This window comes from Streptomyces sp. NBC_00525 (assembly GCF_036346595.1).
Classification (GTDB): Bacteria; Actinomycetota; Actinomycetes; order Streptomycetales; family Streptomycetaceae; genus Streptomyces.
In genome coordinates this window covers 2,715,318-2,730,353 of sequence record NZ_CP107834.1, presented here as the reverse complement: position 1 = coordinate 2,730,353, position 15,036 = coordinate 2,715,318, and the positions used below count along the sequence as shown (strand labels likewise).

The following is a 15,036-nucleotide window of genomic DNA, read 5'->3' as shown; positions in this document are numbered from 1 at the left end:
GAGACGGGGAGGGGGTTGACACGTCCTTCCCCGATCCGTAGTGTTCTCCGGGTTGCCACAGAGCCTGAACGGTTCTGCGGCGATCGATCCCGCCGCAACAGCGGCCAACCAAAACTCCGCACGATCTCCCGGCTCGGGAAGATTTCGGCATGCCGAAATTCATTTCGAAAGACTCGATTATGAGTCGCCGGGAAAATCCGCTAGAGTTTTGGACGTTGGAACGGCCCAACGGCCGGGAGGACAAGCCCCGCTGACTGGGAATCAGGCCCGAAAGGATCTGATAGAGTCGGACTCGCTGGAAAGGGAAACGCGAAAGCGAAGACCTGGAAAGCGAAAAATGATTGACCCGCTTCGACCGGGAATCGGACACGAAAGAGTCTGATAGAGTCGGAAACGCAAGACCGAAGGGAAGCGCCCGGAGGAAAACCCGCAGGGGTGAGTACAAAGGAAGCGTCCGTTCCTTGAGAACTCAACAGCGTGCCAAAAGTCAACGCCAGATATGTTGATACCCCGGCCTGCTACGGCAGGTTGGAGGTTCCTTTGAAAGTCCTGTGCGATCCCTTGCGGGTCGGGCAGGCAAAAAACACAGCGAGGACGCAGTGGACGACGGGTCATATTCCGACCTTGCTCGTTCCGCTCTCGTGATGTGTGGTCCCGATTACGGGAAAACATTCACGGAGAGTTTGATCCTGGCTCAGGACGAACGCTGGCGGCGTGCTTAACACATGCAAGTCGAACGATGAAGCCCTTCGGGGTGGATTAGTGGCGAACGGGTGAGTAACACGTGGGCAATCTGCCCTTCACTCTGGGACAAGCCCTGGAAACGGGGTCTAATACCGGATACCACTTTCTCCCTCCTGGGAGAAGGTTGAAAGCTCCGGCGGTGAAGGATGAGCCCGCGGCCTATCAGCTAGTTGGTGGGGTAATGGCCTACCAAGGCGACGACGGGTAGCCGGCCTGAGAGGGCGACCGGCCACACTGGGACTGAGACACGGCCCAGACTCCTACGGGAGGCAGCAGTGGGGAATATTGCACAATGGGCGAAAGCCTGATGCAGCGACGCCGCGTGAGGGATGACGGCCTTCGGGTTGTAAACCTCTTTCAGCAGGGAAGAAGCGAAAGTGACGGTACCTGCAGAAGAAGCGCCGGCTAACTACGTGCCAGCAGCCGCGGTAATACGTAGGGCGCAAGCGTTGTCCGGAATTATTGGGCGTAAAGAGCTCGTAGGCGGCTTGTCGCGTCGGTTGTGAAAGCCCGGAGCTTAACTCCGGGTCTGCAGTCGATACGGGCAGGCTAGAGTGTGGTAGGGGAGATCGGAATTCCTGGTGTAGCGGTGAAATGCGCAGATATCAGGAGGAACACCGGTGGCGAAGGCGGATCTCTGGGCCATTACTGACGCTGAGGAGCGAAAGCGTGGGGAGCGAACAGGATTAGATACCCTGGTAGTCCACGCCGTAAACGTTGGGAACTAGGTGTTGGCGACATTCCACGTCGTCGGTGCCGCAGCTAACGCATTAAGTTCCCCGCCTGGGGAGTACGGCCGCAAGGCTAAAACTCAAAGGAATTGACGGGGGCCCGCACAAGCAGCGGAGCATGTGGCTTAATTCGACGCAACGCGAAGAACCTTACCAAGGCTTGACATACACCGGAAAGCATCAGAGATGGTGCCCCCCTTGTGGTCGGTGTACAGGTGGTGCATGGCTGTCGTCAGCTCGTGTCGTGAGATGTTGGGTTAAGTCCCGCAACGAGCGCAACCCTTGTTCTGTGTTGCCAGCATGCCCTTCGGGGTGATGGGGACTCACAGGAGACTGCCGGGGTCAACTCGGAGGAAGGTGGGGACGACGTCAAGTCATCATGCCCCTTATGTCTTGGGCTGCACACGTGCTACAATGGCCGGTACAATGAGCTGCGATGCCGTGAGGCGGAGCGAATCTCAAAAAGCCGGTCTCAGTTCGGATTGGGGTCTGCAACTCGACCCCATGAAGTCGGAGTTGCTAGTAATCGCAGATCAGCATTGCTGCGGTGAATACGTTCCCGGGCCTTGTACACACCGCCCGTCACGTCACGAAAGTCGGTAACACCCGAAGCCGGTGGCCCAACCCCTTGTGGGAGGGAGCTGTCGAAGGTGGGACTGGCGATTGGGACGAAGTCGTAACAAGGTAGCCGTACCGGAAGGTGCGGCTGGATCACCTCCTTTCTAAGGAGCATCTAGATTCCGCAAGGAATCCAGAGCCACTACGTCGGCAAACGTCCGACGGTGGTCAGCTCATGGGTGGAACGTTGACTACTCGGCACGGCAAGTTGGTTGTCACTAGTACTGCTCTTCGGGGCGTGGAACGTGGTGGGTGGCTTACCGGGTCGGGCACGCTGTTGGGTATCTGAAGGTACGGCCGTGATGGTCGTCCTTCGGTTGCCGGCCCCAGTGAACTCGTCAGTTTCTGGCGGGGTGGTGGGTGGCTGGTCGTTGTTTGAGAACTGCACAGTGGACGCGAGCATCTGTGGCCAAGTTTTTAAGGGCGCACGGTGGATGCCTTGGCACCAGGAACCGATGAAGGACGTGGGAGGCCGCGATAGGCCCCGGGGAGCTGTCAACCGAGCTTTGATCCGGGGGTGTCCGAATGGGGAAACCCGGCAGTCGTCATGGGCTGTCACCCGCTGCTGAACACATAGGCAGTGTGGAGGGAACGCGGGGAAGTGAAACATCTCAGTACCCGCAGGAAGAGAAAACAACCGTGATTCCGGGAGTAGTGGCGAGCGAAACTGGATCAGGCCAAACCGTATGCGTGTGATACCCGGCAGGGGTTGCGCATGCGGGGTTGTGGGATCTCTCTTTCGCAGTCTGCCGGCTGTGAGACAAGTCAGAAACCGTTGGTGTAGGCGAAGGACATGCGAAAGGTCCGGCGTAGAGGGTAAGACCCCCGTAGCTGAAACATCAGCGGCTTGTTTGAGAGACACCCAAGTAGCACGGGGCCCGAGAAATCCCGTGTGAATCTGGCGGGACCACCCGTTAAGCCTAAATATTCCCTGGTGACCGATAGCGGATAGTACCGTGAGGGAATGGTGAAAAGTACCGCGGGAGCGGAGTGAAATAGTACCTGAAACCGTGTGCCTACAAGCCGTGGGAGCGTCGCGCATCGAGCTTGCTCGGTGCGTCGTGACTGCGTGCCTTTTGAAGAATGAGCCTGCGAGTTAGCGGTGTGTAGCGAGGTTAACCCGTGTGGGGAAGCCGTAGCGAAAGCGAGTCCGAACAGGGCGATTGAGTTGCACGCTCTAGACCCGAAGCGGAGTGATCTAGCCATGGGCAGGTTGAAGCGGAGGTAAGACTTCGTGGAGGACCGAACCCACCAGGGTTGAAAACCTGGGGGATGACCTGTGGTTAGGGGTGAAAGGCCAATCAAACTCCGTGATAGCTGGTTCTCCCCGAAATGCATTTAGGTGCAGCGTCGTGTGTTTCTTGCCGGAGGTAGAGCACTGGATAGGCGATGGGCCCTACCGGGTTACTGACCTTAGCCAAACTCCGAATGCCGGTAAGTGAGAGCGCGGCAGTGAGACTGTGGGGGATAAGCTCCATGGTCGAGAGGGAAACAGCCCAGAGCATCGACTAAGGCCCCTAAGCGTACGCTAAGTGGGAAAGGATGTGGAGTCGCAGAGACAACCAGGAGGTTGGCTTAGAAGCAGCCACCCTTGAAAGAGTGCGTAATAGCTCACTGGTCAAGTGATTCCGCGCCGACAATGTAGCGGGGCTCAAGCGTACCGCCGAAGTCGTGTCATTCCAGCATCAGGGCCAACGCCTGCTGGGATGGGTAGGGGAGCGTCGTGTGCCGGGTGAAGCAGCCGTGGAAGCGAGTTGTGGACGGTTCACGAGTGAGAATGCAGGCATGAGTAGCGATACACACGTGAGAAACGTGTGCGCCGATTGACTAAGGGTTCCTGGGTCAAGCTGATCTGCCCAGGGTAAGTCGGGACCTAAGGCGAGGCCGACAGGCGTAGTCGATGGACAACCGGTTGATATTCCGGTACCCGCTTTGAAACGCCCAGTACTGAATCAGGCGATGCTAAGTCCGTGAAGCCGGCCCGATCTCTTCGGAGTTGAGGGTAGTGGTGGAGCCGACGAACCAGACTTGTAGTAGGTAAGCGATGGGGTGACGCAGGAAGGTAGTCCAGCCCAGGCGGTGGTTGTCCTGGGGTAAGGGTGTAGGCCGTGTGGTAGGCAAATCCGTCACACGTTAAGGCTGAGACCTGATGCCGAGCCGATTGTGGTGAAGTGGATGATCCTATGCTGTCGAGAAAAGCCTCTAGCGAGTTTCATGGCGGCCCGTACCCTAAACCGACTCAGGTGGTCAGGTAGAGAATACCGAGGCGTTCGGGTGAACTATGGTTAAGGAACTCGGCAAAATGCCCCCGTAACTTCGGGAGAAGGGGGGCCATTCCTGGTGATCCGATTTACTTGGTGAGCTGGGGGTGGCCGCAGAGACCAGCGAGAAGCGACTGTTTACTAAAAACACAGGTCCGTGCGAAGCCGTAAGGCGATGTATACGGACTGACGCCTGCCCGGTGCTGGAACGTTAAGGGGACCGGTTAGCTGCTCTTCGGGGTGGCGAAGCTGAGAACTTAAGCGCCAGTAAACGGCGGTGGTAACTATAACCATCCTAAGGTAGCGAAATTCCTTGTCGGGTAAGTTCCGACCTGCACGAATGGCGTAACGACTTCTCGACTGTCTCAACCATAGGCCCGGTGAAATTGCACTACGAGTAAAGATGCTCGTTTCGCGCAGCAGGACGGAAAGACCCCGGGACCTTTACTATAGTTTGATATTGGTGTTCGGTTCGGCTTGTGTAGGATAGGTGGGAGACTTTGAAGCGGCCACGCCAGTGGTTGTGGAGTCGTCGTTGAAATACCACTCTGGTCGTGCTGGATGTCTAACCTGGGTCCGTGATCCGGATCAGGGACAGTGTCTGATGGGTAGTTTAACTGGGGCGGTTGCCTCCTAAAGGGTAACGGAGGCGCCCAAAGGTTCCCTCAGCCTGGTTGGCAATCAGGTGTTGAGTGTAAGTGCACAAGGGAGCTTGACTGTGAGACCGACGGGTCGAGCAGGGACGAAAGTCGGGACTAGTGATCCGGCAGTGGCTTGTGGAAGCGCTGTCGCTCAACGGATAAAAGGTACCCCGGGGATAACAGGCTGATCTTCCCCAAGAGTCCATATCGACGGGATGGTTTGGCACCTCGATGTCGGCTCGTCGCATCCTGGGGCTGGAGTCGGTCCCAAGGGTTGGGCTGTTCGCCCATTAAAGCGGTACGCGAGCTGGGTTTAGAACGTCGTGAGACAGTTCGGTCCCTATCCGCTGTGCGCGTAGGAATATTGAGAAGGGCTGTCCCTAGTACGAGAGGACCGGGACGGACGAACCTCTGGTGTGCCAGTTGTTCTGCCAAGGGCATGGCTGGTTGGCTACGTTCGGAAAGGATAACCGCTGAAAGCATCTAAGCGGGAAGCCTGCTTCAAGATGAGTATTCCCACCAACTTGATTGGTTAAGGCTCCCAGTAGACGACTGGGTTGATAGGCCAGATGTGGAAGCCCGGTAACGGGTGGAGCTGACTGGTACTAATAGGCCGAGGGCTTGTCCTCAGTTGCTCGCGTCCACTGTGTTAGTTCTGAAATAACGAACAGCCGTGTCCATGTCCGGTTCTGTTCAGAATTTCATAGTGTTTCGGTGGTCATTGCGTTAGGGAAACGCCCGGTTACATTCCGAACCCGGAAGCTAAGCCTTTCAGCGCCGATGGTACTGCAGGGGGGACCCTGTGGGAGAGTAGGACGCCGCCGAACAATCATTGTGGGAAAGCCCCGTGCCCTTGTGGCACGGGGCTTTTCTGCGTTCCGACCCTTTAAGGTCGTGTCATGCGCTACGAACTTGTCATCTTCGACAACGACGGTGTGCTCGTCGACAGCGAGCCGATTGCCAACACCATCCTGGCCGCCTACCTCACGGAGCTGGGGCACCCCACCTCGTACGAGGAGTCCCTGCGGGACTACATGGGCTCCGCCGTGCACCGCGTCCACGACACCATCCTCGAACGGACCGGGACCAAGCTGCCCGAGGACTTCGACGTCACGCTCCACTCACGCACCTTCGCCGCGTTCGAAGAGGAGCTGGAGCCCGTCCCCGGCGTCGACGACGTGCTGGGCATGCTGGTCGCCGACGGCATCCCGTACTGCGTCGCCTCCTCCAGCAGCCACCAGCGCATCCGGGTCAGCCACCGCAGGACCGGGCTCGACCAGTGGTTCGAGGAGGAATGGATCTTCAGCGCCGAGGACGTCCGCGTGGGCAAGCCGGCCCCCGACCTCTTCCTGCACGCCGCCGAACGCATGGGCGTCGCACCCGACCGGTGCGTCGTCATCGAGGACAGCCCGCTCGGGGTCGAAGCGGCCAGGGCCGCCGGCATGGACGTGTACGGGTTCACCTCGATGATGCCCGCGGCCCGGCTGACCGGTGTGACCGGGCACTTCTCCGACATGAGCCAGCTGCCGGAATTGCTTGCCTGACGTATCTACCCACCGGTAGAAACTGGCTCTACGCTCGCCGCCATGACAGATGCACGGTTGCGGCACGGCAGGGCGTCCCTCGCGTTGAGCTTCTTCGTGCAGGGGGTCACCTTCGCCCTCCTGGTGACGCGGATACCCGCGATCCAGGACCGGTACGGGATATCCGACGGCCTGCTGCCCGTGTTCCTCGCCGCCGTGCCGATCCTGGCCGGTGCGGGCAGTGTGCTCACCGAGAAGCTGGTCGCCCGGGTCCGGCCGCGGGTGGTCCTGCGCTGGGCACAGCCCGTCGTGCTCCTCGCGCTCCTCGGCGTCGGCGCCGGAAGCGAGATCTGGCAGGCCGCCGTCGCCCTCGGGGTGTTCGGGCTGGCGGTCGGCGCGCTCGACGCGTCCATGAACATGATCGGCGTCAGCCTCCAGCGGGCGTACGGGCGTTCCATCATGCTGGGGTTCCACGCCGCGTACAGCCTGGGCGGGATCGCCGGGGCCTCGATGGCGTGGGCCGGGGCGCACTGGGACCTGTCGTTGCTGGTCTCGTATCTTCCCGCGGTCGTGGTGCTGCTGCCCGCGGCGCTCCTCGGCAGCCGCTGGTACGCGGAGGGCACGGACGAGAAGCCGGGCGCCGAACCGGCCCGGGGGACGGCCGGGACCGTCTCGTTCCGGCTGTTGCTGCCGCTGTGCCTGGTGATGTGCTTCGCGTACATCGGGGACTCGACGGTCTCCAACTGGAGCGCCAAGTACCTCCAGGACGTGCTGGGCAGTTCGGAGCAGCTGGCCACCGTCCCGTACAACGTCTACATGGTGACCACGCTGCTGGGGCGGGCCGTCGGCGACCTCGGGGTGCGGCGGTTCGGCGCGGCGGCCGTGGTGCGGGGCGGCACGGTGCTGGCGGCGGCCGGGTTCGCCGTGGTGGCCGTCGCCGGCGGGGCCTGGACGGGCATGCTCGGGTTCACCCTGCTGGGGCTCGGGCTGTGCGTGATCGTGCCGCAGACGTTCGCCGCGGCCGGGCGGATGTTCCCCGGCGCGAGCGACACCGCGATCGCCCGGCTGAACATCTTCAACTACGTCGGCTTCCTCGTCGGCTCCCCGCTCGTCGGGGCGCTCGGGGACGCCTGGAGCTACCGGGGCGCGATGCTGGTGCCCATGGTGCTGGTGCTCGCGACGCTCCTGTACGCCAAGTCGTTCGGGGCGGAACCCGCCCGATACGGTGGCGGGCATGAGCGGCCGCGCACAGCTGATGTGGGATGACGCAGTAACGGGCTACGACTTCGGGGAGAGCCACCCGATGGACCCGGTCCGGCTTGCCCTCACGATGGGTCTGGTGCGGGCGTTCGGCCTCGACCGGGCGGTGGACGTGGTGACGGCCAAACCGGCCGGCGACTCCACGCTGCGGCTTGTGCACCGGCCGGACTACGTGGCGGCGGTGAAGGCCGCGTCGGCCGCCCCCCGGTCGGCGGACCAGGCGTACGGGCTCGGGACCGTGGACGATCCGGCGTTCGCCGGGATGCACGAGGTGTCCGCGCTGATCGCCGGGCAGTCCGTGGCCGCCGCCGAGGCAGTGTGGCGGGGCGAGACCCGGCACGCGGTGAACTTCACGGGCGGGCTGCACCACGCGATGCCCGGCGGGGCCGCCGGATTCTGCGTCTACAACGACCCGGCGCTGGCCATCGCCCGGCTCCTGGAACTGGGCGCCGAGCGCGTCGCGTACGTCGATGTCGACGTGCACCACGGCGACGGGGTGCAGGCGGCCTTCTGGGAGGACCCCAGGGTGCTGACCATCTCCTTGCACGAGCATCCGCGCACCCTGTTCCCGCAGACCGGCTGGCCGGAGGAGACCGGGTCGGGCGCCGGTGAGGGCGGGGCGGTCAACGTGGCGTTGCCGGCCGGGACCGGGGACGCCGGATGGCTGCGGGCCTTCCACGCGGTGGTGCCGGAACTGCTCGCGGACTTCCGGCCGCAGGTGCTGGTCTCGCAGCACGGCGCGGACACGCACTTCGAGGACCCGCTGGCGCATCTGGCGGTGTCGCTGGACGCACAGCGGTCGGTGATGGCGGCCTGCCACGACCTCGCGCACACCTACGCCGACGACGGGCGCTGGGTGGCGCTCGGGGGCGGCGGGTACGCCGTGGTGGACGTGGTGCCCCGGTCCTGGACGCATCTGGTGGGCATCGCGGCGCACGCCCCGGTGGACCCGGAGTCGGTGATCCCGTCGTCGTGGCGGGACGAGGTGTACGCGCGCACACGGCAGTTGGGGCCGGCCCGGATGACGGACGGGCGGACGCCCGCGTGGTCGTCGTGGGAGGACGGCTACGACCCGGCGGACCGGCTGGACCAGGCGGTGCTGGCGACGCGGCGGGCGGCGTTCCCGCTGCGGGGGCTGCTGACCTGACGGCACGGTTACGCCGACTGTGGGGCGTCATCGGGCTTTTGGCCCCTGGGCGGGCCGGTTCGTGCAGCATCGGTGGGGTGTTGAGCACCGGAGCGCTGCGTGCGCATCTGCTGGCGGCCCGGCTGGCCGGGCCCGTGGCCACCTCGCGCGAGGTGAGCCTGCGGAGTTATCGGCTGTTCGCGGCCCGCGACCCCCGGGTGACGCTCGGGCTGGCCCCGGAGCGGGGCTGGGGTGAGCGGGAGCTGCTGGAGTTGATGGCGGACAGGTGCGGGGTCTCGGACGATCCCGCGCATGTGTCGGGGCCCGATGTGATCGACCCCGAGCGCACGGTGGCCGGTCTCGACGCGTTCGCGGCCCGGCTGTCGGAGGCGGCGGCGCGGCGGGCGCCGGTGCTGTTCGGGACCGGGCATCCGCATCGGCTGATCGGTTTCTACGCGGCGCTGGCAGACGCTTTGTCGTCGGCGGGATGTCCTGTCCTCACCCCGGCGCAGGGGCGATGTATCGACATAACGACTCGGTTTGGCGTACGTACGCACAACCTCGACTACGTACGGGGTGTCGCGCTGGTGCGTGAACCCGGCGCGGGGCCGGCCGGTGGTGGCACCGGCGCACACTCCCATTCCCCGCTGCCGGTGCGGGTCGCTCTGGAGGCCGCTGCGGCCGGGTGCGGGCCGGTTCCGGAGCTGGTCGTGGGGGATCACGGCTGGGTCTGCGGGGCAGGTCAGCTGGGCATCGAGGCGATCGGCCTGGCGGATACGGACGACCCGGCGCTGTTCGTCGGGGAGGCCGAGGGGCGGGTGGCGGTGACGGTTCCGCTGGACGACGCGGTGCGGTCCGCGTACTACTTGCCGCTCACGCGCTATGTACTCAATCGGGCGTGTCTGTCACAGTAGCGGCCGATCGTCTCTCCTCTTCCCCACTCGCATCACCCGCCCCTAACCTGGGGAGTGAGCGCACAGCGACGAAGAGTCACCGGAGGGGAAGCCGGTGCGCGTCTCGTGCGGAAGGTACAGGTGAGTCATGGCTGCTGACAGCGAGAGTCCTCTGAGCGAGGTCAAGTTCCTGACCGTGGCGGAAGTCGCCGCGGTCATGAGAGTGTCGAAGATGACCGTGTACCGCCTGGTGCACAGCGGTCATCTGCCGGCGATCCGGGTGGGCAGGTCCTTCCGGGTGCCGGAGCAAGCGGTTCACGAGTATCTGCGCGAGTCCTTCGTGGGGGTGGCATCGGCCTGAGATTCCCCTCGGATTACGTCCCTCACGCGGTGGCGGGTAGGCTAGGCCGACGTAGGTCGTGTGGGCCCAGACGCCCCGCACCAGTGAAGAAGAAGTGAGCGAGGGTAGTCGTGGGCTCTGTTATCAAGAAGCGGCGCAAGCGGATGGCCAAGAAGAAGCACCGCAAGCTGCTCAAGCGCACGCGCGTTCAGCGTCGCAACAAGAAGTAGGCGAACGCAGTTCGTGTCCGCAGCCCTTCCGCCGATCGACCGGCGGGAGGGCTGCGGTGCTGTGTACGGGAGGTGTCCACCCGTTACGGTGACGTTCTGCGGTACTTCTCACCCCTCGCACGGGAGACCGACGGAAGGCGCTGATCGTGGGGAAGGTCGTGCTCGTCACGGGAGCGGCCCGGCAGCTGGCCGGCCGTTTCGTGCGGCGTGTCCAGCGTGACCCGGACGTGGAGCGGGTGATCGCGCTCGACGCGGTCCCGCCGGAGCACGACCTGGGCGACGCCGTCTTCACCCGGGCCGACATCCGGGGCCCGGCCGTCGCCCGCGTGCTCGCCGAACACTCCGTGGACACCGTCGTGCATCTGGATGTCAGCGGGTTCGCGCTCGGCGCCCAGGGGCGGTCGGCCGTCAAGGAGACCAACGTCATCGGCACCATGCAGCTCCTGGGGGCCTGCCAGAAGGCGCCCTCGGTGCAGCGGCTGGTGGTGAAGTCCAGTACCGGCGTGTACGGTTCGGCGCCCCGCGACCCGGCGGTCTTCCACGAGACGACCCCGCCCAAGTCGCTGCCGGGCGGCGGCTTCGCGAAGGACGCGGCGGAGGTCGAGGGCTATGTACGGGGCTTCGCCCGGCGCCGGCCGGACGTCGCGGTGTGCGTGCTGCGGTTCGCGAACATCCTGGGCCCGGACGCGGACTCGCCGCTCGCCGACTACCTCTCGCTGCCGGTGCTGCCGACCGTCTTCGGTTACGACCCCCGGCTCCAGTTCGTCCACGAGGACGACGTGCTCGACGTCCTGGGCATCGCGGCGAGCGAGCCCCGGCGCTCCACGCTCAACAGCGGCACGTTCAACATCGCGGGCGACGGGGTGCTGCTGCTCTCGCAGTGCGCGCGGCGGCTGGGGCGGCCCACGGTGCCGCTGCTGCTGCCGGCGGTCACCTGGGTCGGGCAGGCGCTGCGGGCGGTCGGCATGACGGACTTCTCGCCGGAGCAGATCCGGCTGCTCACCCATGGCAGGGTGGTCTCCACGGTCCAGATGCGCGAGACCCTGGGGTTCTCGCCGAAGTACTCCACGGGCGAGACGTTCGCGGAGTTCGCCCGCAGCCGGGCGCCGGGCCTGCTGCCGCCCGAGGCGGTGGGCCGGGCCGTGGACCGGGTGGCCGCGGCCGTGCCCCTGATCGCCGGGGACGGCGCCGCCCCCGACCGGACCCCGAGCGCCAGGTAGAGGAGCGCAGCGCGATGGCGGATGCCAAGGTCATTCCGTTCGACGACGACCGTTCGCGGCCGGGGGGATCGCCGCGCCCCGCGCGCCGGCGCCCTCCGGTACGCGGCACGGGGTCGGTGTCCGCCCTGCCCGGCGGCCGGGCGGACGACGGCCCGGAAAGCCCCCGAGAAAGCCCCCAGAGGGGCGCCGGACGGTCCGGGGAAGAGGGGCGGGGGTCCTGGGACCGGCGGATCGCGGGCGGGCTGGCGTTCCTGCGCAGGCGGGTCACCGGCGAGTACGACGTCGACGAGTTCGGCTACGACGAGGAGCTGACGGACCAGGTCCTGATGTCGCTGCTGCGGCCGGTGTACGAGAAGTACTTCCGGGTCGAGGTGAAGGGCATCGAGAACATCCCGGCCGAGGGCGGGGCGCTCATCGTGTCCAACCATTCCGGGACGCTGCCGCTGGACGGGCTGATGCTCCAGGTCGCCGTGCACGACCACCATCCGGCCGACCGGCATCTGCGGCTGCTCGCGGCTGACCTGGTCTTCATGCTGCCGGTCGTCAACGAGCTGGCCCGCAAGGCGGGGCACACACTGGCGTGCGCGGAGGACGCGGAGCGGCTGCTGCGCAACGGCGAGGTCGTCGGGGTGATGCCGGAGGGCTTCAAGGGGATCGGCAAGCCGTTCGGCGAGCGGTACAAGCTCCAGCGCTTCGGGCGGGGCGGGTTCGTGTCGACGGCCCTGAAGGCCGGGGTGCCGATCGTGCCGTGCTCGATCGTGGGCGCGGAGGAGATCTACCCGATGGTGGGGAACGCGAAGACGCTGGCGCGGCTGCTGGGCTTCCCGTACTTCCCGATCACGCCGACGTTCCCCTGGCTGGGGCCGCTGGGGATGGTGCCGCTGCCGACGAAGTGGACGATCCAGTTCGGTGAGCCGATCGCGACGGACGGCTATCCGCTGGAGGCGGCGGAGGACCCGATGCTGATGTTCAACCTGACGGATCAGGTGCGGGAGCAGATCCAGCACACGCTGTACCGGTTGTTGGTGCAGCGGCGGTCGGTGTTCTTCTGACGGCCGCCGCCGCACCGGTGGGGCCGGTCAGCCCCGGTCGTCCTCGGGGTCGATGCCCAGGCCGCCGATGAGGCCGGGCAGCAGCGGCGGGATGGTGATGTCCGGGGTCGGCGTCTGACTCGGGGTCTCGTGCGACGGGCTGGTGGTGTCGGGCGAGGGCGGGTCGAACAGGCCGTCCGTGCCGCCGCCGATCAGACCGCCGCCTTCCGCGGGGCTGCTGCCGGCGTCCGAGGGGCGCGGCGAGGAGCTGTCGCCCGTACCGCTGTCGTCGTCGCGTGTGGAGGAGGAGGGCGCGGGGGCCTGCGACGGGCCGGTCGAGGGGCCGGTGCGGGTGTCCGAGGAGTCGGAGCGCTGGGATTCGGCGCCCTGCTCCGGGGCGCGCGGGAACAGCGACTGGAGCGGTGCGACCTCTTCGTCTATGGCGGCGAACACGGAGCTGACCTGGTCGCCCACGTCGCTGAGCTGGACCGGGAGGCGGTTGCGGAGACTGCTCCAGGTGGCGCGGTGGGAGCGGGAGAAGGAGTCCAGGGTCTGGATCGGGCCCAGGGCGCCGTCCCGTTCGTACGCGGCGTGCAGGAGGCGGTGGCCCTCGGTGGCGTCGTGGGTCATGCCGTTGAGGGTGCGCCGGATCTCGCCGAGCTGTTCGTGGTCGAGGTGGCCGGAGCGGGCGCGCTCCATGAGCCGGCGGGCTTCGCTGAGACGGGTGGACGCCTGGTCGAGGTAGATCTCGCCGCGGTCGGTGTCGTCGCGGGTGAGGCCCAGGTGGAGGTCCTCCATGCCGCGTTTCAGGCCGTAGAGGGAGTCACCGGGGAGGGCGTCGGAGCTGGCGGCGGCGACTCCGCCGAAGGCGCCGGCCGCCACACCGACCGTGAGTCCGCCGGCGGCGAGGCCCTTGGTCCAGCGGGATTTCGGGCGCAGCTTGCGGAGCGGGGACGCGCGGTGGCTGTTCCTGCTCCGTTGTTCGGGCACCGTAGGGTCCGCGGATGCGCCTCCCTCGGCGAACGCGGCCTCCATGGCGGCGACGAGCTGGGCTCGCTGCACCACTTTGACCTCGGGGTCCAACTGCGGCTTCGGCAGTTCGCCGAGGCCGGTCGCCAGGGCCAACAGCGCTCCTCGGTCGGCCTGTTCGGCCGGGTCCTCGGGCTGTACGGCCGCCGCACCGCGGAGCGACTGCTCCTCCAGGGCCTGGGCGAAGGCGTTCGCCCGCCGGTGTGCCGAGACGTTTGCGATCACTGGCGGCACCTCCTCTCGTCATGACGGTCGACTCCCCTGGGTGTCCGGAAGGTTGCACACCTTGAGCGCTTCCACACGATCGAGTGAGCGTCCGCGGGCATGGTGTGACGACAGGGGGCCTGCAACCGGCACAACGAGTGGCGCGGCACTTGGGTTACGCACGAAGGATGATCGGACCAGTGCGCGCTGAAGGCGTCGGCGGGGGCCGGCGGCCGGCCGGGGGAGTGGGGGTCAGCGGGCATCGTCCGGGAGGAGCCTGGCGAGGGTGCGGACGGCACGGTACTGGAGGGTCTTGATCGCGCCTTCGTTCTTGCCCATCACGCGGGCGGTCTCGGCGACCGACAGGCCCTGGAGGAAGCGCAGGGTCACGCATTCCTGCTGCTGGGGGTTGAGCCGGCGCACGGCTTCGAGCAGCGCGGCGTTGGAGAGGGACTCCAGGACGGAGTCCTCGGGGCTGCGGGCGACCTCGTTGGCGTCGAGCATTTCGCCGGTGGTCACTTCCAGCCGGAAGCGACTGGATTTGAAATGGTCGGCGACCAGGTTGCGCGCGATCGTGACCAGCCAGGCGCCGAAGTCGCGGCCCTGCCAGGTGAAGGTGGAGATGCGGCGCAGGGCGCGCAGGAAGGTCTCGCTGGTGAGGTCCTCCGCCGTCGCCTTGCTGCCCACGCGGTAGTAGATGTAGCGGTAGACGGTGTCGCTGTACTGGTCGTAGAGGCGGCCGAAGGCGTCGGCCTCGCCGGCCTGCGCGCGCTCGACGAGCTCCATCATGCGCGCGCTGTCGCTGTCGGCGGCGGGCCGCCGGACGGGCGCGGTCGCCGCCGCGCGGTTGCCGCGTCTTCCGACCGCCGCGGAGCGTTCGGCCAGGGCGTAGCAGGGGCCGGCAGGTGCAGGGGTGGCGAATGCGGGTACGGCGTACGCGGTGGGGACGAAGCCGCGCATGCGTTCGGCTACGGATGCGCGCAGCGTAGCCAGGCCCGAGGCGTCAACCCCGACGTGTGGGTACACGGGACTCCCAGAGGCAGAGCTTCCATCACGAGCAGTGCGAAACCGTCACTCGTCGTGGTGAGCGGCGGGTCCGGAATGCGTCTGAGGAGAATAACGCTTCGTACAGGCCGCACTACGCCCAGTTGCACAAATCATCGATTGCGTCGCTTCTGTGCCAAC

10 protein-coding genes and 3 rRNA genes are annotated in these 15,036 nt (G+C 65.9%); 11 read left to right on the top strand and 2 right to left on the bottom strand.

Annotation, left to right across the window (positions count from 1 at the left end; genetic code table 11):
• Nucleotides 1-671: 671 nt before the first annotated feature.
• The 11 genes from OG710_RS12135 (at nt 672) to OG710_RS12085 (ending at nt 12,639) form a co-directional block, all read left to right on the top strand.
• Nucleotides 672-2,197: ribosomal RNA gene (locus tag OG710_RS12135) — 16S ribosomal RNA — on the top strand.
• A gap of 303 nt (nt 2,198-2,500) precedes the next feature.
• Nucleotides 2,501-5,624: ribosomal RNA gene (locus OG710_RS12130) — 23S ribosomal RNA — on the top strand.
• 81 nt (nt 5,625-5,705) lie between these two features.
• Nucleotides 5,706-5,822 (top strand): 5S ribosomal RNA (gene rrf / locus OG710_RS12125).
• The 16S, 23S and 5S rRNA genes sit together here, the layout of an rRNA operon.
• A gap of 72 nt (nt 5,823-5,894) precedes the next feature.
• The gene (locus tag OG710_RS12120; protein WP_330239347.1) at nt 5,895-6,539 is read left to right on the top strand and encodes an HAD family hydrolase; all 645 of its coding nucleotides are present in this window, start codon (nt 5,895-5,897) and stop codon (nt 6,537-6,539) included.
• A 42-nt stretch (nt 6,540-6,581) separates the two neighbouring features.
• Nucleotides 6,582-7,784: an MFS transporter gene (locus OG710_RS12115; protein ID WP_330239346.1), complete on the top strand. Its 1,203-nt coding sequence runs from the start codon at nt 6,582-6,584 to the stop codon at nt 7,782-7,784.
• A complete protein-coding gene (locus OG710_RS12110) occupies nt 7,753-8,925 on the top strand; it encodes an acetoin utilization protein AcuC (protein WP_330239345.1) in 1,173 nt (390 codons plus the stop codon). Before OG710_RS12115 ends, OG710_RS12110 begins: the two co-directional genes overlap by 32 nt.
• A gap of 77 nt (nt 8,926-9,002) precedes the next feature.
• Nucleotides 9,003-9,818: a phosphatase gene (locus OG710_RS12105; RefSeq protein ID WP_330239344.1), complete on the top strand. Its 816-nt coding sequence runs from the start codon at nt 9,003-9,005 to the stop codon at nt 9,816-9,818.
• Between the two features lie 127 nt (nt 9,819-9,945).
• The gene (locus OG710_RS12100; protein ID WP_111330146.1) at nt 9,946-10,158 is read left to right on the top strand and encodes a helix-turn-helix domain-containing protein; all 213 of its coding nucleotides are present in this window, start codon (nt 9,946-9,948) and stop codon (nt 10,156-10,158) included.
• 110 nt (nt 10,159-10,268) lie between these two features.
• Entirely contained in the window at nt 10,269-10,367 is a 99-nt protein-coding gene (locus OG710_RS12095) for a 30S ribosomal protein bS22 (protein WP_003948845.1), read from the top strand.
• 146 nt (nt 10,368-10,513) lie between these two features.
• The gene (locus OG710_RS12090; protein ID WP_330239343.1) at nt 10,514-11,587 is read left to right on the top strand and encodes an NAD-dependent epimerase/dehydratase family protein; all 1,074 of its coding nucleotides are present in this window, start codon (nt 10,514-10,516) and stop codon (nt 11,585-11,587) included.
• A gap of 14 nt (nt 11,588-11,601) precedes the next feature.
• Nucleotides 11,602-12,639 (top strand): lysophospholipid acyltransferase family protein, encoded by a 1,038-nt coding sequence (locus OG710_RS12085; RefSeq protein ID WP_330239342.1) that lies wholly within the window; start codon nt 11,602-11,604, stop codon nt 12,637-12,639.
• A gap of 27 nt (nt 12,640-12,666) precedes the next feature.
• Here OG710_RS12085 and OG710_RS12080 read toward each other — a convergent pair whose 3' ends face one another.
• Both OG710_RS12080 and OG710_RS12075 read right to left on the bottom strand, forming a co-directional pair.
• Nucleotides 12,667-13,872 (bottom strand): DUF5667 domain-containing protein, encoded by a 1,206-nt coding sequence (locus OG710_RS12080; RefSeq protein ID WP_330239341.1) that lies wholly within the window; start codon nt 13,870-13,872, stop codon nt 12,667-12,669.
• A 231-nt stretch (nt 13,873-14,103) separates the two neighbouring features.
• On the bottom strand, nt 14,104-14,877 hold the full coding sequence (locus tag OG710_RS12075) for an ECF subfamily RNA polymerase sigma factor, BldN family (protein ID WP_111330150.1): 774 nt from the start codon (nt 14,875-14,877) through the stop codon (nt 14,104-14,106).
• Between the last annotated feature and the right edge of the window lie 159 nt (nt 14,878-15,036).

Coding starts and splice junctions, on each gene's coding strand:
- OG710_RS12085 (WP_330239342.1), top strand. CDS start 11,602: ATGGCGGATGCCAAGGTCATTCCGTTCGACGACGACCGTTCGCGGCCG.
- OG710_RS12115 (WP_330239346.1), top strand. CDS start 6,582: ATGACAGATGCACGGTTGCGGCACGGCAGGGCGTCCCTCGCGTTGAGC.
- OG710_RS12120 (WP_330239347.1), top strand. CDS start 5,895: ATGCGCTACGAACTTGTCATCTTCGACAACGACGGTGTGCTCGTCGAC.
- OG710_RS12100 (WP_111330146.1), top strand. CDS start 9,946: ATGGCTGCTGACAGCGAGAGTCCTCTGAGCGAGGTCAAGTTCCTGACC.
- OG710_RS12110 (WP_330239345.1), top strand. CDS start 7,753: ATGAGCGGCCGCGCACAGCTGATGTGGGATGACGCAGTAACGGGCTAC.